Genomic DNA, 20,360 nt, shown 5'->3' with positions numbered 1-20,360 from the left:
GAAAAATCAACTTGGAAATAGACTACCCAAAAAGCAATCTAAAATTTAAGATAGAAGAAAACTTTTATTTTTCTTGGCTAATTATTTCAGCGAGCAGTTTTCGCGCACGCAATAATCTAACCTTTACATTGTTAAGCGGTTCCTCAAGCGTTTCGGAAATATCATTATAACTCATTTCCTGAAAATACCGCAAATTGATAACTTCCTGATAGTGGGGTTTAAGCTGTTTTATGTACCGCAGTAATTGAGCCAAATTTTGTTCGGTAATCAATTTATCCTCAGGCGTGGGAGAATGGTCTGCAATATGTGTTAGTTGCTCATTTGTGGTATCCAAATTTGTATATACCGAAGCGTTTTTCTTCCGGCTTTTGTCAATTTGAATGTTTTTTGAAATAGTGACCAACCAAGTGGAGAATGAATATTTCTCATCAAAGGAATCTATCTTGTCAAAAGCTTTCGCAAAGGCCTCAATGGTAATATCTTCTGCTTCGTGCTCATTGCGAACGCGTTTCATTTGAAAACCGAAAACCCCATTCCAATAATGATCCAATAAAAATTTGAAAGCGTCCTGTTTTCCCTTTTTCGCATTTTGAATTTGCCTAGTAATTTCCTCGGGGGTTACTTCCATGTTGCGTTTTTTTCGCTTCGGTTGGAAATAAAGATACTCATTTGGTTGAAAATCAAAAACAGTTCGTAAAAAGCAATCAGCGGTATAATATCCGCTTCATTCAATTTTTTAGCGGCTTTCCCAATTACCAAATATTGAATTATGAAACGAAATAAAATCAATCCCAACCCAATTTTCCACGAATCTGAAACCAATACGCAAATTGCTAAAATCCAAAACAATAAGTTGGAAACATAAAATAATCCCAACAAGAATCGATGCTTGAATTTATAAAGTTTTGCGGTTGTGTAGTGGCGTTTTTTCTGGCGCCTCCAGCTTTTCCAAGTTCTTTTTGGCGCTGAATAGGTAAAACTTTCAGGATTAAAACAGATAGATGTGTTCTCGCTCGTGGCGGCTTCGTTCACAAAAAGGTCATCATCGCCAGAAGGAACTTTAATGTGGCTCATATAACCGTTGTTTGCGTAATAAAGTTCACTTGTGTAGGCCAAATTTCTACCTACACCCATATAAGCGTTTCCAACTTCGGCGTATGAAAAATATTGAATTGCAGTCATCAATGTTTCAAAACGGATAATTTTATTCAGAAAACCCTTTTGCTTTTCATAACCGCCATAGCCCAAAACAAGTTGTTTTTCTTCTGAAAAATGTGAAACCATTTCAGAAACCCAGTGTTGCGAAGCAGGCCTACAGTCTGCATCGGTAAACAATAAATGGGTGTTTTTGGAACGTTTTATCCCCAATGTAAGCGCGTATTTTTTATTGGCCCAAAAGGCTTCGTTGTTTCGAACATTTACAATTTGAATCCGTGGATCGGTTTCGGAAAAAGATTCCATCACCTCCAGCGTCTCATCTATTGACGCATCATTTATAAGAATTAAATCAAATTTTGGATAGTCCTGCTCCAGCCAAAGCTGAATATTCTTTTTAAGATTTTCTGCTTCGTTTTTAGCACATACAATGATTGAAACTGGAAAATTTGGGATGCTTTTTTTCGGTGTGGGTTTTAAAAAAGAAAATTTCGAAAAAAGAAAGAAGTATGCGCAGTTTATAGATACCACTGCGTAAAAGGCGTAAAGTAACACCATAAGCAAGTACGGTTGAAGATTTTAAAAGGTTTTAGGATTTTGAACTGGAAGATTGTAATTCCTCTCCGCTGCAATTTTCAAACTGGTCTGGGGTCTTTCCACAAAATCCACAGGCTTGTCTCTCTTTGTTCAAAAACGGACTTTGGCTGGCACACGTTCCGGCAAATTTTCCGTCTTTTTTGCCCCAGATTTTTATGGCAATTCCCGCAACGGCAAGTAACAATAATGCTATGGTAATCAATAAAAGTTTCATAAAATGAATTTGGCTACAAAAATACAATGTTTCTTGGTGATGTGCTGAGAATTTAAGTATTTTTAGCCTCTATTTTAAACTTTTTAACGATGCACACTTTACGTCCTTTACTATTGGTTTTTATATTGGTAACTTCAGCATTTTCCTGTAAAAATGATGTTAAGGATGAAACGCCCACAAGTCAAGAGGATACTACTCAAGTGCCACCAAAAGCTGAAAAAAAGGAATTGACCGAGAAAGATGTTTCGCAAATCAATAGCGTTATGTCCAGGCTAATGTCTGCGGAAGAATCAAAAAAATACACCAGCTTCCTAGTTTCGGCGGGGTTGACTGAAGTTCTTTCAAACGAAGCTGGGCCTTTTACCATTTTGGCACCAGCAAATGAGGCTTTTGATTCCCTAGCGCCAGAAAAAATGCAATTTCTTTTGAATCCAGCCAACAAAGAAAATCTTTCTAAATTATTGAAATCACATATTGTTGAGGGAAAGTATGATTCTGCCACAATGGTACAATCCATAAAAAAGAATAGCGGGAAATTGATGCTTAAAACATTGGATGGTAGTTCTTTGACTGCTTCAACGCGCGATATGGATATAATAATTACCGATCAAAAGGGGACAAAAGCGGTAATGATTAAGAGCGACATTAATGGCTCCAACGGTGTGGTTCACGTTATAAGTAAAGTGTTGAACGTTAATTAAATAACGTTAACTTCGGGCTCAATAAATATTCCCGTCATTTCCTTCACCTTTTTCTGGATTTCCATTGCAAGATTCCAGATTTCCTGTCCGGTAGCGTTCCCGTGATTCACCAAGACCAGCGCCTGCTTTGCGTGCACGCCGGCATCGCCAAAACGTTTTCCCTTAAATCCTGCATTTTCAATGAGCCAGCCCGCGGGAATCTTAAATTCCGTTGGGGATATTTCGTAAAAGGGTGCCTCCGGAAATTTTATTCTGAAATTTTTAAATGTTTCCAAATCCACTACGGGATTTTTAAAGAAACTTCCGCTGTTTCCCAACACGTTTGGATCGGGCAATTTAGATTTCCGAATGGAAATAACGGCTTCGGAAATATTTTGCAAACTTGGATTTTCTATGGTTTTTTCAGCTAAAATAGCTTGAATGTCGCCGTATGAAATATTCTGAAGATGTTGGGATTTTGTAAGCCTGAACGTAACGCTCGTGATGATGTATTTTCCCTTCGCTTCATTTTTAAAAATACTATTTCGGTATTCAAATTTACACGCTTCCTTCGTAAATATTTTTTCATCTAAAGTCGCAATTTCCAGCGCAGTGCAACTTTCAAAAGTATCTTTCAGCTCTACGCCGTACGCACCAATGTTTTGAATGGGAGAGGTCCCCACATTTCCGGGAATAAGCGACAGATTTTCAAGTCCCCCAAAATCATTTTGTATGCAATACTGAACAAAGTCATGCCAGTTTTCACCGGCCATCGCTTTTACAAAAACTTCATTTTCATTTTCAGACACAATTTCAATTCCCTTTAAATTGATCTGAATGACAAATGCATCGAGATTTTGGGTAAGTAGCATATTACTGCCACCGCCGAGAATAAATAGTTTTTCTGAAGGTTTTTGGGAGAGGACTTCCTTTAATTCAGTCACCGTCCCAACCGAAACAAAATAGCGCGCTTGGCAATCAATTCCGAAGGTGTTGAATTCTTTTAGTGATTTATGCTCTTCAATGCGCATTAATCCTGATAATTTTCCAGAGCTATCCTTAAAATATCAACCGCACGCACCAAACTTTCTTTTTTGAGAACATAGGCAATTCTTATTTGGTTGAGCCCAACACCAGCTGAAGAATAAAAACCCGCTGCGGGCGCCACCATGACCGTCTCACCGTTGTCGTCAAAACTCTCCAACAGCCATTGCGCAAAGGCATCGCTATTCTTAACTGGAAGTTCAACGATACAATAAAATGCACCTTTTGGCTCGCCCACCTTTACACCAGGGATTTTCTTTAATGCGGCAACCAATGTATTTCTACGATCTTGGTACTCGGTAATTACTTCATCAAAATAGCTTTGCGGTGTCTGCAAGGCTGCTTCGCTGGCAATTTGGGCGAACGTGGGTGGACTAAGCCGTGCTTGCGCAAATTTAAGTGCCGTGGAAATTACTTGTTTGTTTCGGGATACCAAACAACCCACGCGCGCGCCACACATACTGTATCTTTTTGAAACAGAATCGATTAAAATCCCATATTCTGCCATGCTTTCTTCTTCCAAAATGGAATAATGCTTAGCTCCATCATAAACAAATTCACGATATACTTCATCTGCAACCAAAAACAAATCGTGCTTTTTCACAATTTCGGCCAATTTCTGAATTTCTTCTTTTGAATAAAGATAACCAGTGGGATTTCCAGGATTGCATATTAAAATTGCCTTTGTTTTTGGCGTAATCAATTTTTCAAATTCTGAAATAGGGGGAAGGGCGAAGTTGTCTTCAATTTTTGAAATTACGGGAACTATTTTAACTCCAGAGGCTGTTGCAAACCCGTTATAATTGGCATAAAATGGCTCCGGGATTATAATTTCATCGTCAACATCTGCAATACTTCCCATTGCGAAAAGAAGCGCTTCGCTTCCTCCAGTTGTAACCACAATATCATCGGCTTCTGCGGGAATTTGGTTGTTTTTGTAATATTTAGAAATTTTTTCGCGATATTCTTGGGAGCCTTCGGAACGAGTGTATGCAAGAATTTCCAAATGGTGATGCGCAACCGCATCCATCGCAACTTCGGGAGATTTAATATCTGGCTGGCCAATATTTAAATGGTAAACAGTCTTTTTAGCTTTATAGGCTTTTTCAGCAAATGGAACCAACTTTCTTATGGGCGATTCCGGCATATTTTTTCCTTTGTGCGATACTTGCGGCATAATGAAATATTTTGTCGCAAAGTTGCGAAATATATTTTATAAATCCACGGCAAACGCACCTCTTTGCTGAATTTTTTATATATTCAAAGTACTTGAAAATCAATGAAAAAATAGCATTCCTCATTTTTGCTTCTTGGCTTTTTATGGCGCAAGGTTTAACCGCTTTGGCGCAAAATGGATTTCAACTACCAGAAAAACAGCGACGGGATAAAATCCAATTTGAGTTGGTAAACAATCTCCCCATTATTGATGTTGAATTGAACGGAACCAAATTGTCCTTCATTCTGGATTCCGGCGTAAAATCAACTATATTATTCAGCCTAGAGGCTACGGATAGTCTTGAATTGAAAAATACAGAACCCATCCAGCTTCAAGGTTTGGGCGAGGGTGGCTTTGTGGATGCGTTCAAGAGCCAGGGAAATAAAATAAAGGTTGGTGATGCTATTGATATAGACCATACGCTTTTTATAATTTTTGACAAATCGCTCAATTTTTCTCCGCGCATGGGAATACCCATCCACGGAATCTTGGGTAGTGATTTTTTTCAGAATTTCGTTGTGAAAATTAATTACGCCGCAGAAAATGTGGTGATTTTTAATCCTAAAAGGTATGCGCTTCGCAAATGCAGAAAATGTGTTGATGTGCCCATTATTTTTTCAGGTAAAAAACCATACATTTCGTTGATGCTGAACACGGGCAAGCAGGAGGAAGAAATAACACTGCTCGTGGATTCTGGCTCGAGTGATGCACTTTGGTTGTTTGAGGATTATGGATTTTTAAATGAAAATCCAAAAAATTATTTCACTGATTTTCTGGGCCTCGGCTTGAGCGGAAATATTTATGGAAAAAGAACAAAACTTCCCGAAATTCAATTGGGCGAAATTTCGCTTTTGGATGTAAAAGCTGCATTTCCTGATAAAAATGCCATTGCAAATGCCCAGTCTTTCAAAGAAAGGGATGGAAGTTTGGGCGGTAGTTTTCTTCGGCGTTTTACAGTGGTTATGGATTACGGAAACAAAATAATGCGCTTCAAGAAAAATAGAAAATTCAATGAACCCTTCAATTATAATATGAGTGGCTTAACAATTGAGCACGACGGTTTGGAATTGATTAAAAAGCCCAAAAAATACACGGCGAAAGGGGATAGGTTAATTCAGGATACGGATAATTCACCTTTTAATATTGCTAGTGTTTCCACTAGCAGTCAGTTTGAATTTTCTTTGGTGCCAAAATTTATAGTGGTTGAAATGCGTGAAAATTCCCCAGCCGCACAGGCGGGTATTCTTTTAGAGGACGAAATTGTTAGGGTAAATGGAAAATCAGTCTACGAATATAAACTCTATGAATTGATCGAACTATTTTCGAGCGAAGAAGGTAAAAAGATTGTGCTGGATGTAAATCGTGGAGGCTCTATTAATAAGGTGAAATTCAATTTAAAGAATGTATTCTAAAAAAAAATCGGCTGATAATTTATCAGCCGATTTTATGAATTCTATCAAACTTTCCAGTTTACTTTGTTTTTTCAAGTACGCTTGTGTCATTGCTCATTACCTCACCTTTTATTTTCAAGGCTACTATTGGCTCGCTCGCGTTAGAATAAACGGTAACTGTTTTTCGGATTGGCCCAACACGATTGGTGTCATACTTCACTTGAATTGAGCTACTGGCACCGGGAGCTATGGGCCCGTCCGGTTTTTTAGGTACAGTACATCCGCAGCTAGACTTTACATCGCTTATAATTAATGGGGCATCACCTGTATTAGTAAATTCAAATACGCGAACTCCATCACTACCTTTCGCAATGTTGCCGTAATCTACGGTATCATTGGTGAAACTGATCTTTGCCTGTTGCGCTTCAGCAGTAAAACCTACTAAGGCTACAAGGGCAATAAGGATAAATTTTTTCATGGTTTATTTTATTTAATAATTGCTAAAGTATGTAACTTTTGTACAACCTGCAAAATAACTTATTCACTTTTGTAATCTTGCGGATATGGTTACTTTTGCATTCGGTTGTTCAAAAATCAGACCAAAGTATGGCAATAGACGCTAAATACAACGCAAAAAACATTGAAAATAAATGGTATAGCTACTGGATGGAAAATAATTATTTTCATTCAGAGGTTAATGAAAAAGAACCCTATACCATAGTTATCCCTCCGCCCAATGTTACCGGTGTTTTGCATATGGGCCATATGCTCAATAATACACTGCAAGATGTTTTAATACGAAGGGCTAGATTGAAGGGCTACAATGCGTGCTGGGTTCCGGGTACAGATCACGCATCTATCGCTACCGAAGCAAAAGTGGTAGCAAAGCTGAAAGCTGAAGGGATAGATAAAGCAAGCCTTAGTCGCGATGAATTTTTAAAGCACGCGTGGGATTGGACGCACAAGCACGGTGGGATAATTTTGGAACAGCTTAAAAAATTGGGTGCCTCTTGTGATTGGGAGCGAACCAAATTTACCATGGATGAGGAAATGTCCGCCTCGGTAATAAAGGTTTTTGTTGATTTATACAGAAAAGGAAACATCTATCGCGGTTACCGAATGGTAAATTGGGATCCGCAGGCAAAGACCACACTTTCTGATGAAGAGGTTGTTTATGAAGAAAAACAAGGGAATCTCTATTACCTAAATTATAAAGTGGTTAATGAAGATGGCTCCCCTCTTGCGGATGGGTCGGGGCAGACCTTGACCATTGCGACCACCAGACCCGAAACTATTCTGGGAGATACCGCCATTTGCATCAACCCAAATGATGAACGTTTTTCTCATCTTCGTGGAAAAAGTGCCGTTGTTCCTGTGTGCGGGCGCATAATCCCAATTATTGAAGACGAATATGTGGATGTGGAATTTGGTACCGGCTGCCTGAAAGTTACTCCCGCCCACGATGAAAATGATAAAATGCTGGGCGATAAACACGGTCTTGAAATTATTGATATTTTGAATGATGATGGAACGCTCAATAGTTTTGGTCTTCATTATGAAGGGAAGGATCGTTTTGTGGTTCGAAAGGAAATTATAAAGGAGTTGGAGGCTTCTGGCGTTCTTTCAAAAACTGAAATCCACGTACATAAAGTGGGGACCAGCGAAAGAACCGGCGCGGTTATAGAACCAAAGTTAAGCGACCAATGGTTTCTTAAAATGAAGGATTTGGCGCAACCTGCGTTGGATGCAGTGCTTGAAAAGGATGTTAACCTAGTTCCTGAAAAATTTATAAATACCTACCGCCATTGGATGGAGAATGTGCGTGACTGGAATATCTCACGCCAACTTTGGTGGGGCCAGCAAATTCCTGCCTATTTTTATGGCGATGGTAAAGAGGATTTCGTGGTTGCCGAAACTATTGAAGAGGCGCTTCAACTTGCAAAGGAAAAAACCAACAACCAGCAACTCACAACCGGAAACCTTAAACAGGACCCAGATGCGCTTGACACTTGGTTTTCGTCATGGTTGTGGCCCATTAGTGTTTTCAACGGCATTTTGGAGCCGGACAATGAGGAAATAAAGTATTACTATCCAACCAACGATTTGGTAACCGCGCCCGAAATTCTTTTCTTTTGGGTGGCTCGAATGATTATCGCGGGTTATGAGTATAGAAATGAAAAACCGTTTACCAATGTGTACCTAACGGGAATTGTTCGCGATAAGCAACGCCGAAAAATGAGCAAATCGCTGGGCAATTCACCAGATCCTATCGATTTGATAGATACGTATGGGGCGGATGGCGTACGCGTGGGGATGTTATTGAGCTCCCCCGCGGGTAATGACTTGATGTTTGATGAAGACCTTTGCAAACAGGGGAGTGCCTTTGTGAATAAAATATGGAATGCCTACAGACTGATTGACGGTTGGGAGGTTGATGCGGATAAAGATCTATTGCAGAGCGATACTATTGCGCTTCAATGGTACCGTAGCAAATTCCAAAAAACACTATCTGAAATTGAAAACCATTATGGCAAATACCGCATCAGTGATGCTTTGATGGCGACCTATAAGTTGGTTTGGGATGATTTCTGCTCGTGGCTGTTGGAAATGGTAAAGCCGCCTTTTGGCGAAAAAATTTCAGAGAAAACATATTTGGAAGTCATTTCAGTATTGGAAGATAATCTGAAAATCTTGCATCCATTCGTGCCGTTTATTTCTGAAGAAATCTGGCAACATACAGCACAGCGCAATGTTTACGAAGCTTTGATTATTTCAGAATGGCCAAAACAAGAAGTTTTCAATGAAAAAATTATAAAGGATTTTGAATTTGCCGCTGAGATTATTTCCGGTATTAGGACCATTCGTAAAGAGAAGAACATTTCATTTAAGGATAGTATAAATCTCTCTGTTTTCAATAATGAAGGCGCTTCAGAGCAATTTGATTCCGTGATAAAAAAACTGGGCAACATTTCAGAATTAAATCATATTTCTGAAAAAATTGACGGTGCCCTTTCCTTTAGAGTAAAAAGTAACGAATATTTTATCCCGATTTCTGGTGCCATCAATGTGGAAGAGGAAATCGCGAAACTTTCCGAAGAACTAAAATATACCGAGGGGTTTTTGCGAAGCGTTCAAGGTAAATTAAAGAATGAGCGGTTTGTGAGCGGTGCGCCCGCGCAGGTTGTGGCTTTGGAAAAACAAAAGGAGGCAGATGCGCTTTCCAAAATTGAGACATTGAAGGCGAGTTTGGCAGGGCTTCAATAATAGTTTTAAGGTTTAAACTTTTAACCCGTCAGCGTTCAAACGTTGACGGGTTTTTATTTATTAAAGATTTGGAAAGCACCATATTATAAGGAGGAAGTTACGTTTCAATTAAATATTGCGCTATTTTTTGAAAAATATTGCGCAAAATATTTATAAAAATAGCGCTATATTTTGTGCAATGGTACTTACCTATGTCTAGGTTTCTAAGACGTATTCAATATCTAGGCAACTAACTCTTTCAGATTTGCTAAGCTTTGTTTGCTAAGCGGGCCGTTAAAAAGTCATAATTTATTTTAAAGCAAGGTTAATTATTTCGGTATCAAATGCATTAAAATATATCTTTCGGAAAAATTTAAAATTATGGATCAAGCAAAATATGAGGAAATGGAAGCGATGCTTCACAAGCTGGAAGATATCAAAAACAGCCAAAGAAGTATTATTGACAAGATAAACCACGTAATTACGGATTTATTTCAGCATCCTGATAAAGACTTAGAGAAAGCGATGGAAGCGGCCCACGAGCGTGCTTCAGAAAATGTGGAAAAAATCACCGAGGCAATTGAGGAGTATGAAATAAAATTCAATCAAGCCCAACAATCTTAGTATCGAGTATTACTTCCTATATAGGAAATAATGGTCCACCGTTTCGATATAGAGTTGTTTGGCTTCGTCCTGAGACAAATTACGGGTCTGGAAAAGCGCGTTGGTCTTAAATGCGGAAATAAGCGGTTTGCCACCCTGCGGTATATCATCGTCATTGGTCGCTCTTTTATAGTATGCGTAAAGCCTCAAGAGCGTATCTGCCGGAAAAGGCTCGGTGTGCTCATTTATGCTCTTTACCGCGTGCTTAAAGGCAATATCAATTTCTTCTGAAGTCATTATTTTTCGGCAATAACGGTAATTCCGCCCTTAACCTTTTGGTTAAGGGTTACTTTTATTTTGGCATCCAAGGGTAGAAATATGTCCACTCGCGAACCAAACTTTATGAAGCCGCTATCGTCTGCCTGATTTACGTCTTGGCCGGCTTCGGCGTAATTTACAATTCTCTTTGCCATTGCACCCGCAATCTGCCGATGGAGGACGTCCCCAAAATTTTCATTGTTTACAACTACGGTTGTGCGTTCATTTTCTTCAGAAGATTTTGGGTGCCAGGCAACCAAATATTTCCCCGGGTGATATTTGCTGTATTTAACTTTGCCGCCCACAGGGTAGCGGGTCACGTGTACATTTATGGGGGACATAAATACGGAAACCTGCAACCTTTTATCTTTAAAATATTCTCCTTCAAAAACTTCTTCAATCACTACCACTTTCCCATCTACCGGAGAGAGCACATTATCTGGATGTACCAAAAAGTTGCGCTTCGGATTTCTAAAAAATTGAAGTACCAGCAGTAGCAGAATGATAAGAGTTATGATTATACCACCACGTATTGTGGTGTTCACTACAAAAATATTAGCCAATATGCTGAGAGCTATAACAAGGCCCAGAGTGACTATAATTATTTTAAAACCTTCTTTATGAAACATTATCTACAATTAATAAAAATGCATATACAAATGGACTTGCGTAAATAATACTATCCAGCCTGTCATAAATTCCGCCGTGTCCCGGCATAATAACTCCGCTGTCCTTAACGCCTGCCTGTCTCTTAAATTTTGACTGAATAAGATCCCCAATGGTGCCAAAAATGGCAACTATTACAGCGAGACAAAGCCAAACCCATAGTGGATGGCGGTCCATATTTGTGGGATCATATTTTTCAATGAATTTAAAGATAACAAATCCCGCCAAAAGGGCGCCGAGCAGTCCGCCGAAAAATCCCTCTATGGTTTTTTTTGGCGAAATACGTTCCAATAATTTATGCTTCCCGAAATTTTTCCCCACCAGATAGGCGAAAGTGTCATTGCTCCAAATCAGAATAAATACAGATACTATAAGTCTCGGAGCGAAATTTTCTTCATTAGAAATCCTAGTATCAATATATTTCATTGGTATTAGTGTTAAAAAAACAAAACCACTAATTATATAAAATATTACAGTAATATATTTTTTCTTTTCAAACATTGGAATTTTACTAGTCCAAAGCAAATCTTTTAGAAGAAAGAGATTTACGAAGCTGCTCAATATTAAAAGGAGATAGATTGAATTTTCTTCAAAAACCCTATAACTTAAAAAATAAAAGGCAGCGGCCAAAAGGAAATAAGCTACATAGCTTGTAAGATGGACCAGTTTCAAAAATTCACTTAAAGTTATTGCGGCAAGTACAAAGAAGAGTCCCATAAACCAAGCTCGCGAAGTGAACATCGAGAAAATAATAATTGAAATATAGAGAACGCCCGAAATGGTGCGCACGATAACTTCCCTCATACTTATAAGTCTTCCAGTAGCAACAAATATAGGTTTTTTGTGCTACTTCCATAACTCATAAAATCCTTTTCTTTTTCGGTTTCAAAGTCCTGAATCGTGGTAATATTAGTGGGAATGTAGTTTTCGCTCTGGTGCTTGATAATACGAAGCCCTTCACTTATGGTATCCACAATTTTACTTGTGGTAGAAAAAATAACAAAATTGTACGGGAGCTCTTTAAGCTTCTTTTCTTTTATTTGGTTTGAAGAGAGTAGGATAGAACCATTGTTGCCCACCAAAGATTCGCAAGTGGAAAAGAAAAATGCGGCATCGCCACTTTTGCCGAAGTTGAGGTTAAAGCCATCAAACTTTGAAGTCAAATTTTCATCGATGCAGAAAACGTCCCTTTCATACCAATCGTTCTCCATCAAAATATTGTCAAAAGCTTCCAAAATTTCATCCATATTTTCACAATAGATGAATTTTCCTCCATTCTTTTTAAAATTATACGTGAATTTTTCGTCAATGGGAAGTTTTTGCTCAGGGTAATAGCTGCTTTGCTCTGATGATTTGTCTTTCTTTCGAGACTCTTCAGATTTATAATTTGGATTTAAAAGTCTTTTGAATAGACTCATTAAAAGTGTTTTGAGGAGTTCTTATTAGGATTTACTTCAAATATATAAAATCTCTATTGAAGTTAGGTTGCCCAAAAACAAACTTTTACATCAAAAGAAAAGATAGCAACCTTAAGTGGTTGCTATCTTTTGAACTTGTTCTGGCTTTTGGAATGGGCGTTCTCCAAATATCTTTTCAAGGTTATCCTTGAAAATTACCTCTTTTTCCAATAAAACCGTCGCCAATTCGGTAAGTTTATCCTTATGGTTTTCCAATAAATCTACCGCGCGCTGAAACTGTGTTTCAATTAAAGTAGAAATTTCTTTATCAATAAGCTCTGCGGTTTTTTCACTATAGGGCTTGGAAAAATTATATTCAGATTGGCCGCTGCTATCATAATACGTTAAATTTCCTATTTTGTCATTAAGACCATATATGGTAACCATTGCGCGTGCTTGTTTGGTTACTTTTTCCAAATCACTAAGCGCACCGGTTGAAATTCTATTGAAAATCACTTTTTCTGCGGCACGGCCACCAAGGGCTGCGCACATTTCGTCAAGCATTTGCTCTGGGTGTACAATCAATCGCTCTTCTGGCAAATACCAGGCAGCACCTAATGATTGTCCACGGGGTACAATGGTTACCTTCACGAGAGGAGCAGCATGCTCCAGCATCCAACTTACCGTGGCGTGGCCCGCTTCGTGAAAAGCAATCGCTCGCTTTTCTTCAACGGTTACAATTTTATTTTTCTTCTCAAGACCGCCTACTATTCTATCAACTGCATCGAGAAAGTCCTGTTTACCTACGGCTTTACGCTCATTTCTTGCGGCAATAAGAGCAGCTTCATTGCATACGTTTGCAATATCGGCACCAGAAAATCCTGGGGTTTGCTTCGCAAGAAAATCAGTGTCAAGCTCCTCTTCTTTTTTAATGGGACGAAGGTGAACCTCAAATATTTCCTTACGTTCGCGAACATCTGGCAAATCAACATAAATCTGTCTATCAAAACGTCCGGCACGCATCAATGCTTTATCCAATACATCAGCGCGGTTGGTGGCTGCAAGCACGATAACATTCGTATTTGTGCCAAAACCGTCCATTTCTGTAAGAAGTTGGTTGAGAGTATTTTCACGCTCATCATTACTTCCGCTAAAGTTATTTTTTCCACGGGCACGACCGATGGCATCAATTTCATCGATAAAAATAATAGCTGGTGATTTCTCTTTCGCTTGTTTGAAGAGATCACGAACACGCGATGCTCCCACACCTACAAACATTTCAACAAAATCTGAACCTGAAAGTGAAAAGAACGGAACCTTTGCTTCTCCTGCAACTGCTTTTGCCAACAGCGTTTTACCAGTACCCGGAGGACCTACCAAAAGTGCACCTTTCGGGATTTTTCCACCAAGGGAGGTGTATTTTTCAGGATTTTTCAGGAAATCTACAATTTCCTGAACTTCCTCTTTGGCTCCTTCAAGGCCCGCAACGTCTTTGAAGGTTGTTTTCACATCGGTTTTTTCGTCAAATAATTTTGCTTTTGATTTACCAATGTTGAAAATTTGACCTCCGGCACCACCGGCGCCACCAGCAGACATTCTTCGCATAATGAAAATCCAAATGGCGATGATTACCACGAACGGGAGAATTCCTATCAAAATATCGCCCCAAACATTATTTTCTGTTTCAAAAATTAAAGGGGTGCCTAGACCGTTTTCAGACTTTATCTTCTGGAAATCTTCTTGAAATAGCTGAAGGTCACCAAATTCAAACTGGTAATTTGGATCGTTAGGACCGGGAGCTAAGAATTTATTTTCGCTTTTTTCAGAATGAATAGCTTTTTGTTTGGCCTCCTTTGTAAGGTAAACTTTGGCAATTTTCTTATTTAGCACTTCCACTTTTTCCACATCTCCGGCCCTAAGGTATTCCTCAAACTGCGCTTGTGTGGTTTTGGCAGGCTGCGACCAGCTACTTCCACCGAAAATATTGATGCCAAAAAACAGTACAATTATGGCGACATAAATCCAATAATTATTGAATTTTGGTTTCTTTATATCGTTCTTCTTATTTTTTTTATCTTCAGCCATATGGCAATTTTCTTAATTTAATGTGATGTTTCTATTTTAACTGATTTGGCATCGCCCCACAATCCTTCAATATCATAAAACTCGCGGATGTGTTTTTGGAAAATATGGACAACCACGTGCACATAATCCATAAGTATCCACTCGGCATTATCGCTACCTTCCACGTGCCAAGGTTTTTCCTTCAAAGTTTTGCTTACAGATTTTTGTACGGAATTCACAATGGCATTCACTTGTGTGTTTGAAGTACCATTGCAGATGATAAAATAGTCACAAACAGTATTTTCAATTTCCCTAAGGTCCAGTATTTCAATATCCTTTCCTTTTACTTCTTCAATTCCTCTGATTATTTGAGTTATAAGTTGATCTGTTCCTACTTCTTTTTTCGACATTAATTATTTTAATTTGCGCAAAGTTATTACTTTTTTGTTTCTTGAATGGCCAAAATAACGTAATACTAAAACATTTTACAGGCTTGAAGATAATCAAACTTAATGCCATTGATTCAACAAATACTTACCTCAAAAATTTGTTGAAAATAGAATATCCTGCCGATGGTACCATTGTGCTTGCAAATGAGCAATTGGCGGGTCGGGGACAGCGCAATTCCAGCTGGATTTCAAAAAAAGGGGAGAGCCTTACATTCAGTATATTTAAAAAGTATGACAATCTCTTGGCAGAGGAGCAATTTGCTATTTCAATGGCTGTTGCGCTTGCTGTGAAAGAGGCACTTACTTTTTTCGGCCTGGAGGATTGTCATATAAAATGGCCCAACGACATTCTGTCAGCAAACCGGAAATTATGCGGAATTTTAATCGAAAATGTTCTTGAGAAAAACAGAATCAAACATTCAGTGATAGGAATTGGCTTGAATGTGAACGAAACCGAATTTGATAATCTTCCGCAGGCCAGCTCGCTTTATAGGCAAACTGGTATTAAATATAATTTGGATGAAGTTTTCACCAGCCTCTCAAATGCAATTTTCGAAAAATTGAAAAGTGTTGAAAAAGTTCCTTTTGAAAGTTTGAAAGAAGCATACGAATCTCATCTTTTTCGAAAAGGAAAAATTTCAGTTTTTGAAAATTCTGCCGGAAATCGATTCAACGGAATAATAAATGGTGTTTCTAACAGCGGTGAATTGATCGTTCAAACCGAATCAGCAACCAAAAAATTTACTCTGAAAGAAATAAAATTATTTTATTGAAAGATTAAAGCTGCCCCAGATTGGTTGAAAGTGTATCAATAAATTTGGAAATAGGCCCTTTTACCATCATCGCCATCATCGCATTGAATTCACCTTCAAACAAAAGCTCCACAGTTGATGAATTTTCCGTAACGGGTTCAATATTACCGGTGAGGGCAAATGGAATTTTATCGCTCATGGCGCCTAAAACCACTTTGTTTGGTTTGTCAATCTCTTTCACTTCCAAAGCAATTTCGGGCATTCCCTTTAAAGCAAAGATGAAAGCACGTTCATTCAAAACTTCAAACTTGCTGATGTTTTCAGGCATCAATCCTTCAAAATTCTTTACATCTGCCAAATAATCGCAAAGCTCATTCGCGGATTTTTGAACGGTGACTTTTTTGCTGTTCAGTTTCATTGTTTTGAAGTTTATGGATTTAAAAGTTTATGGGTTTAAAAGTTTAAAAGGTTATGAGTTTAAAAGGTTATGAGTTTAAAAGGTTATGAGTTTAAAAGTTTAAAAGTTTAAAAGGTTTTATTTTTGCTAATTGCTAATTGCTAATTGCTAATTGCTAATTGCTAATTGCTAATTGCCAATCAACGTCCCCACGTATCTGGGTTTTTGCGCCATTCTGCCAGTAATTTCGCCTCTGTTGAATTGATATAATTGGATTTTTCGGCTTGCGCCAGAAGCATGTCATAATTGCTTAACGTGTTCAATTGGACTTTCGCATTTGCAAAATTTTCACGGGCTACCTCAAATCCATAGCTGAAAATTGCGACCATTCCCTTTACATTGGTTTCCGCTTCGTGAAGCGCATCCACGGCAAGAAGACTGCTTTTTCCAGTGCTTATTAAATCTTCCACTACAATTACATTGGTGCCTTTTTCCAGATGTCCCTCAATTTTATTTTGGCGACCGTGGCCTTTGGCTTCGGGCCGTACATAGCAGAAGGGAACATTTAGGTAATCAGCCACAAGAGCTCCTATGCCAATGGCGCCAGTGGCAACGCCTGCAATCATTTCAGGTTTGCCATAAATTTCTTCCACTTGTTTTGCCAGTGTTTCCCGAATGTAATTTCTGATGATGGGATAACTGAGCGTTACGCGATTATCGCAATAGATTGGAGACTTCCAACCAGATGCCCACGTAAATGGGTTTTGTGGTTGCAATTTTATTGCATTAATTTGCAATAGCAACTCAGCGGTTTTTTGTGCCGTTTCTTTGTTTAATATCATTATGCAAATGTATAAAGTTTTTGTTAAAGAAATTCCAATCATTCTCTCCACGGAAGAAAATATTGGCGAGCACTATACCACCATTCCCTTAAAAAAAGCACGTTTCAAAAAGTTGGTGAAGAAAATAAATAATGGGGAGTTGCTCTATGTGAATCTGTACCACAAAAATGCCGAAAAACTGGAGCGTTTTCTTCGGAAAAAAATAAAGGTAGTGGAAGCTGGTGGCGGAATGGTAATTAACAGCAAAAAGGAAATTTTATTTATTCGAAGAAATAAAAAGTGGGATCTCCCGAAAGGAAAGATTGAAAAGGGAGAAACGCACCAGGAAGCTGCTCTGCGCGAGGTAATGGAAGAAACTGGTGTGAAAGATCTTGAAATCAGAAATTTCATTATGAAGACCTATCACGTTTTTACCCGCAACAACAAGTTCCGACTTAAAATTACATATTGGTACGAAATGTTCAGCGATTACGATGGGCCGCTTATCCCGGAACCTTCGGAGGGGATTAAAAAGGTGAAATGGAAAAATTTTGAAAAATCGCAAAAAGCCCTTAGGGATTCCTACGAAAATATAAAACTTCTTTTTCCGAAGGAATATTTAACCACCCACCCGAACGATAGGATAACGAAGGTGTGACTTCTCGTAATAAGGCGATTTTTTGTGAATCCAATCCAACTGAAGATACCAGTTATTTGCAAAATCCGGCTCCGCAGCTTTTTTGGCTTCAAATTCTTTTTCAATTTCTGGATTTTCGGCTAAAAATCTCTCAGCCATATCTTCCCATACATATGGAGAGAAACCTTCCTTTTGCTGTAAAATGGCATCAAAAAAATTCCAATTAAAAAATGAATCGGTAGCGGAAGGTTCCAACGTTTCCAATAGATAACGAAACCCTTTTTGATTTGTTTCGACAATAAAATCTCCTTTTTTCACCAACACGTTCTCCATCGTTTTTGTTAATTGCGTATTGTAATGCAAATAATGCCCCTCAAACGGATTTTTCACGGTTTCGAAGCTCGCTATTCTGTAAACTTCTGCCCTAATAGAAGTATCTTTTTTAACTTGCTTCATTTCTATTTTATTCAATTTCAAAAGTTCCAAAACATTCCAGTACCCCTGCGGAATAATGTAAGCCGAAGGTATAGTAACCGAATCCTTCGCTTTAAAATAATTGTAATACATCACCTCTTTGGTAAACGGTTTGTCCCGAAAATATTTAAGCCGTTGAAATCCAGTTACTTCGCTTTCAACCATTTTTCCCTCAAAACCTTTAAAATTCAGAATTGAAGTTTTGCTGCTATCAACAGTCCAGTTTATAGGATAATATGCGCCCGCTACGTAATTAAGAAAAGATTTCTTCCGAAGCGTCTTTATTTTCTCTGCATCGGCATCAGCACTATTTATGAAGCTTTTCATCAACTCATACGTGCCTTCCGCTCTTTGTTTGTAGGGTTTCAGCATATGTGTTTCCACCATCATTCCCAGCGTATTGAAGAGCGTTGCATACCCCGTGGAATATCTGGGCGAATCCATAAACTGTGTGAAACCAACCTCTGGCACTTGATTAAAAACGTTCACGTATGGGGTAATATCCCAGTTTTTTTGCATTAAAGAATCTTCAAGCGTAGGCATTAATGAGGTGTGAAGATACTTTCCCAATTCATTTCCCAATTTGTTGTGCTGGGTAAATAAATGTGTCAATACGTATTGGTAATCTGCACCATTGCTCACGTGATTATCAACGAATAAATCGGGATCCAATATGTGAAAAATTTCGGCGAAAGCTCGAGCGTTTTTTGTGTCATTTTTTATGAAATCCCGGTTGAGGTCGTAATTTCTGGCATTGCCACGAAAACCGTATTCCTCCGGGCCGTTCTGGTTTGTACGTGTTGTGCTGTTTCTGTTGAGCGCCCCGCCCACATTATATATAGGAATGGTTGCAATAATAGTGTTTTTGGGAGGCCGTAGTTTCCCTTCAGCATAATTTCTGAAAAGCATCAATGTAGCTTCAATCCCATCGGGTTCGCCGGGATGTATTCCATTATTTATTAAAAGAAGATTTTTGTTTTTTTTGTCGAAGTCCTCAAAATTGGCAGATAAATTTTCATTGGGGTTGAAAATGATGACGTGAAGCGGTTTGCCGCTGTCCGTTTCACCAAATTCATAAATTGAGATGGAAGTGTATTTTGATGATATTTTTTCGTAATGACCAATTATTTCGGCATATGTAAATGTTTGATTCTTATCAAATCTCGTTTGACTAGTTTGATTTATTTGGGAATAAGTAAATGTATTTAATATAAAGAATAGAATAGAAATAATCCGCATAATTTTAAGGTTAAGAGTTTTTTCAATTTCCATATTTTAATAAATAAATTTAGGTTTTTTTCAATAACTTATTTAAGTTTGTCGTTATTAATCTAAATCCTTTTAAAATGAAAAAAATTACTTTTATTGTTGCACTTTTTATTAGTGTTGCGTCATTTGCTCAAATAACTTTGACTCAATCTGTTGATCCTACTACGGTTGATGATGGAGGTGTTGCCTGTTGGAGTAGCACGTCAGGTGAATATCGTTTGAATTCTTTTTATAGAGCTTACGATCTCTCAGATTTTGGAGTTACTGGAAATTTCGAGGTGTCTTCTGTTGAATACGGACAAGGTTCTGCAGATGATGGTAAAGTTATTACTTTAAACATTTACACTGTTGATAACATTAATTTAGCGCTAGCAACTTTTACTCTTATAGCTACAGAGACACATACATCTTCATCTGCTGATGATTTAAGTTTAATAAGCGTTCCAATGACCGCTACTATTCCTGCAGGATCAATTGTAGCTTTTGAAGTAAGTGCAGGCGATAGCGGAGCAAATACTGGAGAAACTTATTTTCCAGGTTTAAACGCGGCTGGAGAAAATGGTCCTAGTTATTTGCAATCTGCAGACTGCAGTGTTGCGGTGCCAACTCCTGTAGGTGGTGTAACTGGCGTAGATGAATTTTACGTTATGAATGTTATTGGAGAAAATGTTGAGCTTGGTATTAATGATCTTACTTTATCTCAAATTTCTGTTTATCCAAACCCAACTTCTGATGTTCTTAACTTGAAAGTTCCTTCTTCAGTAGAAGTTTCAAATGTAGCTATGTTTGATGTTCTTGGTAAGCAAGTTTCTGTTTCTTACAACAACGGTGTTATCAACACTGCAAACCTTTCTCAAGGGATCTATATGTTGAAAGTTGAAACTAACGCTGGTACACTTACTCAAAAAGTAGTTAAGCAATAATCAACATTGTTTATGTTATACAAACCGCGGCAACTGTCGCGGTTTTTTAT

22 protein-coding genes are annotated in these 20,360 nt (G+C 38.3%); 7 read left to right on the top strand and 15 right to left on the bottom strand.

The window, feature by feature from the left end; all coding sequences use genetic code 11:
* Nucleotides 1-64 precede the first annotated feature (64 nt).
* Genes KIV10_RS12990 through KIV10_RS12980 form a run of 3 tightly spaced genes read right to left on the bottom strand, consistent with a single transcriptional unit; the run spans nucleotide 65 to nucleotide 1,966 of the window.
* Nucleotides 65-628 carry an RNA polymerase sigma factor gene (locus KIV10_RS12990; RefSeq protein WP_214114432.1) on the bottom strand — a complete coding sequence of 188 codons (564 nt, stop codon included), beginning with the start codon at nucleotides 626-628 and terminating at the stop codon, nucleotides 65-67.
* Nucleotides 619-1,713, bottom strand: coding sequence for a glycosyltransferase (locus KIV10_RS12985; RefSeq protein WP_214114431.1), 1,095 nt, complete (start codon nucleotides 1,711-1,713; stop codon nucleotides 619-621). Before KIV10_RS12985 ends, KIV10_RS12990 begins: the two co-directional genes overlap by 10 nt.
* Before the next feature lie 31 nt (nucleotides 1,714-1,744).
* Complete coding sequence (locus tag KIV10_RS12980) at nucleotides 1,745-1,966, bottom strand: membrane or secreted protein (RefSeq protein ID WP_214114430.1); 222 nt, start codon at nucleotides 1,964-1,966, stop codon at nucleotides 1,745-1,747.
* A gap of 89 nt (nucleotides 1,967-2,055) precedes the next feature.
* Here KIV10_RS12980 and KIV10_RS12975 point away from each other — a divergent pair, with 89 nt between their 5' ends.
* Nucleotides 2,056-2,667: a fasciclin domain-containing protein gene (locus KIV10_RS12975; RefSeq protein ID WP_214114428.1), complete on the top strand. Its 612-nt coding sequence runs from the start codon at nucleotides 2,056-2,058 to the stop codon at nucleotides 2,665-2,667.
* Here the strand turns inward: KIV10_RS12975 and murB are convergent.
* Together murB and KIV10_RS12965 are read right to left on the bottom strand one after the other, a co-directional pair.
* Nucleotides 2,664-3,677, bottom strand: a complete 1,014-nt coding sequence (murB, locus tag KIV10_RS12970; RefSeq protein ID WP_214114427.1) for a UDP-N-acetylmuramate dehydrogenase — start codon at nucleotides 3,675-3,677, stop codon at nucleotides 2,664-2,666. The genes KIV10_RS12975 and murB overlap by 4 nt on opposite strands.
* Nucleotides 3,677-4,867, bottom strand: a complete 1,191-nt coding sequence (locus KIV10_RS12965) for a pyridoxal phosphate-dependent aminotransferase (protein WP_214114425.1) — start codon at nucleotides 4,865-4,867, stop codon at nucleotides 3,677-3,679. The genes murB and KIV10_RS12965 overlap by 1 nt, the downstream gene beginning before the upstream one ends.
* 143 nt (nucleotides 4,868-5,010) lie before the next feature.
* Between KIV10_RS12965 and KIV10_RS12960 the strand changes: the two genes are divergently transcribed.
* Nucleotides 5,011-6,318, top strand: a complete 1,308-nt coding sequence (locus KIV10_RS12960) for an aspartyl protease family protein (protein WP_214114424.1) — start codon at nucleotides 5,011-5,013, stop codon at nucleotides 6,316-6,318.
* Between the two features lie 58 nt (nucleotides 6,319-6,376).
* Here the strand turns inward: KIV10_RS12960 and KIV10_RS12955 are convergent, their stop codons facing one another.
* Nucleotides 6,377-6,775, bottom strand: a complete 399-nt coding sequence (locus KIV10_RS12955) for a DUF1573 domain-containing protein (RefSeq protein ID WP_214114422.1) — start codon at nucleotides 6,773-6,775, stop codon at nucleotides 6,377-6,379.
* Between the two features lie 128 nt (nucleotides 6,776-6,903).
* Here KIV10_RS12955 and KIV10_RS12950 point away from each other — a divergent pair, with 128 nt between their 5' ends.
* Both KIV10_RS12950 and KIV10_RS12945 read left to right on the top strand, forming a co-directional pair.
* Nucleotides 6,904-9,561: a valine--tRNA ligase gene (locus KIV10_RS12950; RefSeq protein WP_214114421.1), complete on the top strand. Its 2,658-nt coding sequence runs from the start codon at nucleotides 6,904-6,906 to the stop codon at nucleotides 9,559-9,561.
* A 360-nt stretch (nucleotides 9,562-9,921) separates the two neighbouring features.
* A complete protein-coding gene (locus KIV10_RS12945) occupies nucleotides 9,922-10,164 on the top strand; it encodes a hypothetical protein (RefSeq protein ID WP_214114419.1) in 243 nt (80 codons plus the stop codon).
* A gap of 9 nt (nucleotides 10,165-10,173) precedes the next feature.
* Here KIV10_RS12945 and KIV10_RS12940 read toward each other — a convergent pair whose 3' ends face one another.
* From KIV10_RS12940 to rsfS, 6 genes are all read right to left on the bottom strand, one after another.
* A complete protein-coding gene (locus KIV10_RS12940) occupies nucleotides 10,174-10,440 on the bottom strand; it encodes an acyl-CoA-binding protein (RefSeq protein WP_214114418.1) in 267 nt (88 codons plus the stop codon).
* Entirely contained in the window at nucleotides 10,440-11,090 is a 651-nt protein-coding gene (locus tag KIV10_RS12935; protein ID WP_214114416.1) for a phosphatidylserine decarboxylase family protein, read from the bottom strand. Before KIV10_RS12935 ends, KIV10_RS12940 begins: the two co-directional genes overlap by 1 nt.
* Nucleotides 11,080-11,931 (bottom strand): phosphatidate cytidylyltransferase, encoded by an 852-nt coding sequence (locus KIV10_RS12930; RefSeq protein ID WP_214114415.1) that lies wholly within the window; start codon nucleotides 11,929-11,931, stop codon nucleotides 11,080-11,082. Before KIV10_RS12930 ends, KIV10_RS12935 begins: the two co-directional genes overlap by 11 nt.
* Before the next feature lie 2 nt (nucleotides 11,932-11,933).
* A complete protein-coding gene (locus KIV10_RS12925) occupies nucleotides 11,934-12,545 on the bottom strand; it encodes an LUD domain-containing protein (RefSeq protein WP_214114413.1) in 612 nt (203 codons plus the stop codon).
* 111 nt (nucleotides 12,546-12,656) lie between these two features.
* Nucleotides 12,657-14,609, bottom strand: a complete 1,953-nt coding sequence (ftsH, locus tag KIV10_RS12920; RefSeq protein WP_214114412.1) for an ATP-dependent zinc metalloprotease FtsH — start codon at nucleotides 14,607-14,609, stop codon at nucleotides 12,657-12,659.
* Between the two features lie 17 nt (nucleotides 14,610-14,626).
* On the bottom strand, nucleotides 14,627-14,998 hold the full coding sequence (gene rsfS, locus KIV10_RS12915) for a ribosome silencing factor (RefSeq protein WP_214114410.1): 372 nt from the start codon (nucleotides 14,996-14,998) through the stop codon (nucleotides 14,627-14,629).
* Between the two features lie 83 nt (nucleotides 14,999-15,081).
* Between rsfS and KIV10_RS12910 the strand changes: the two genes are divergently transcribed.
* Nucleotides 15,082-15,810 carry a biotin--[acetyl-CoA-carboxylase] ligase gene (locus KIV10_RS12910; RefSeq protein ID WP_214114408.1) on the top strand — a complete coding sequence of 243 codons (729 nt, stop codon included), beginning with the start codon at nucleotides 15,082-15,084 and terminating at the stop codon, nucleotides 15,808-15,810.
* A gap of 4 nt (nucleotides 15,811-15,814) precedes the next feature.
* Here the strand turns inward: KIV10_RS12910 and KIV10_RS12905 are convergent, their stop codons facing one another.
* Nucleotides 15,815-16,207 (bottom strand): SRPBCC family protein, encoded by a 393-nt coding sequence (locus tag KIV10_RS12905; protein WP_214114406.1) that lies wholly within the window; start codon nucleotides 16,205-16,207, stop codon nucleotides 15,815-15,817.
* A 179-nt stretch (nucleotides 16,208-16,386) separates the two neighbouring features.
* The gene (gene pyrE / locus KIV10_RS12900) at nucleotides 16,387-17,028 is read right to left on the bottom strand and encodes an orotate phosphoribosyltransferase (protein WP_214114405.1); all 642 of its coding nucleotides are present in this window, start codon (nucleotides 17,026-17,028) and stop codon (nucleotides 16,387-16,389) included.
* Between the two features lie 7 nt (nucleotides 17,029-17,035).
* Here pyrE and KIV10_RS12895 point away from each other — a divergent pair, with 7 nt between their 5' ends.
* A complete protein-coding gene (locus tag KIV10_RS12895; protein ID WP_214114403.1) occupies nucleotides 17,036-17,665 on the top strand; it encodes an NUDIX hydrolase in 630 nt (209 codons plus the stop codon).
* Here the strand turns inward: KIV10_RS12895 and KIV10_RS12890 are convergent.
* Nucleotides 17,627-19,390, bottom strand: a complete 1,764-nt coding sequence (locus KIV10_RS12890; protein WP_246516307.1) for a M14 family metallopeptidase — start codon at nucleotides 19,388-19,390, stop codon at nucleotides 17,627-17,629. The genes KIV10_RS12895 and KIV10_RS12890 overlap by 39 nt on opposite strands.
* A gap of 74 nt (nucleotides 19,391-19,464) precedes the next feature.
* Here KIV10_RS12890 and KIV10_RS12885 point away from each other — a divergent pair, with 74 nt between their 5' ends.
* Nucleotides 19,465-20,310, top strand: a complete 846-nt coding sequence (locus tag KIV10_RS12885; protein WP_214114401.1) for a T9SS type A sorting domain-containing protein — start codon at nucleotides 19,465-19,467, stop codon at nucleotides 20,308-20,310.
* Nucleotides 20,311-20,360 lie beyond the last annotated feature (50 nt).

The sequence above is a fragment of the Aequorivita echinoideorum genome (assembly GCF_018476645.1).
Taxonomy (GTDB): domain Bacteria; phylum Bacteroidota; class Bacteroidia; order Flavobacteriales; family Flavobacteriaceae; genus Aequorivita; species Aequorivita echinoideorum.
Note: the sequence above shows the minus strand (reverse complement) of the source record. Positions and strands in the feature narration are given on the sequence as shown.

Bases quoted from the DNA above. Each gene is read 5' to 3' on its own strand.
- KIV10_RS12890 (WP_246516307.1), bottom strand. From the start codon at position 19,390: ATGGAAATTGAAAAAACTCTTAACCTTAAAATTATGCGGATTATTTCT.
- KIV10_RS12945 (WP_214114419.1), top strand. From the start codon at position 9,922: ATGGATCAAGCAAAATATGAGGAAATGGAAGCGATGCTTCACAAGCTG.
- KIV10_RS12930 (WP_214114415.1), bottom strand. From the start codon at position 11,931: ATGAGGGAAGTTATCGTGCGCACCATTTCGGGCGTTCTCTATATTTCA.
- KIV10_RS12980 (WP_214114430.1), bottom strand. From the start codon at position 1,966: ATGAAACTTTTATTGATTACCATAGCATTATTGTTACTTGCCGTTGCG.
- murB (WP_214114427.1), bottom strand. From the start codon at position 3,677: ATGCGCATTGAAGAGCATAAATCACTAAAAGAATTCAACACCTTCGGA.
- KIV10_RS12965 (WP_214114425.1), bottom strand. From the start codon at position 4,867: ATGCCGCAAGTATCGCACAAAGGAAAAAATATGCCGGAATCGCCCATA.
- KIV10_RS12905 (WP_214114406.1), bottom strand. From the start codon at position 16,207: ATGAAACTGAACAGCAAAAAAGTCACCGTTCAAAAATCCGCGAATGAG.
- KIV10_RS12925 (WP_214114413.1), bottom strand. From the start codon at position 12,545: ATGAGTCTATTCAAAAGACTTTTAAATCCAAATTATAAATCTGAAGAG.
- rsfS (WP_214114410.1), bottom strand. From the start codon at position 14,998: ATGTCGAAAAAAGAAGTAGGAACAGATCAACTTATAACTCAAATAATC.
- KIV10_RS12990 (WP_214114432.1), bottom strand. From the start codon at position 628: ATGGAAGTAACCCCCGAGGAAATTACTAGGCAAATTCAAAATGCGAAA.
- KIV10_RS12895 (WP_214114403.1), top strand. From the start codon at position 17,036: ATGTATAAAGTTTTTGTTAAAGAAATTCCAATCATTCTCTCCACGGAA.
- KIV10_RS12935 (WP_214114416.1), bottom strand. From the start codon at position 11,090: ATGTTTCATAAAGAAGGTTTTAAAATAATTATAGTCACTCTGGGCCTT.
- KIV10_RS12985 (WP_214114431.1), bottom strand. From the start codon at position 1,713: ATGGTGTTACTTTACGCCTTTTACGCAGTGGTATCTATAAACTGCGCA.
- ftsH (WP_214114412.1), bottom strand. From the start codon at position 14,609: ATGGCTGAAGATAAAAAAAATAAGAAGAACGATATAAAGAAACCAAAA.
- KIV10_RS12950 (WP_214114421.1), top strand. From the start codon at position 6,904: ATGGCAATAGACGCTAAATACAACGCAAAAAACATTGAAAATAAATGG.
- KIV10_RS12885 (WP_214114401.1), top strand. From the start codon at position 19,465: ATGAAAAAAATTACTTTTATTGTTGCACTTTTTATTAGTGTTGCGTCA.
- KIV10_RS12955 (WP_214114422.1), bottom strand. From the start codon at position 6,775: ATGAAAAAATTTATCCTTATTGCCCTTGTAGCCTTAGTAGGTTTTACT.
- pyrE (WP_214114405.1), bottom strand. From the start codon at position 17,028: ATGATATTAAACAAAGAAACGGCACAAAAAACCGCTGAGTTGCTATTG.
- KIV10_RS12940 (WP_214114418.1), bottom strand. From the start codon at position 10,440: ATGACTTCAGAAGAAATTGATATTGCCTTTAAGCACGCGGTAAAGAGC.
- KIV10_RS12960 (WP_214114424.1), top strand. From the start codon at position 5,011: ATGGCGCAAGGTTTAACCGCTTTGGCGCAAAATGGATTTCAACTACCA.
- KIV10_RS12975 (WP_214114428.1), top strand. From the start codon at position 2,056: ATGCACACTTTACGTCCTTTACTATTGGTTTTTATATTGGTAACTTCA.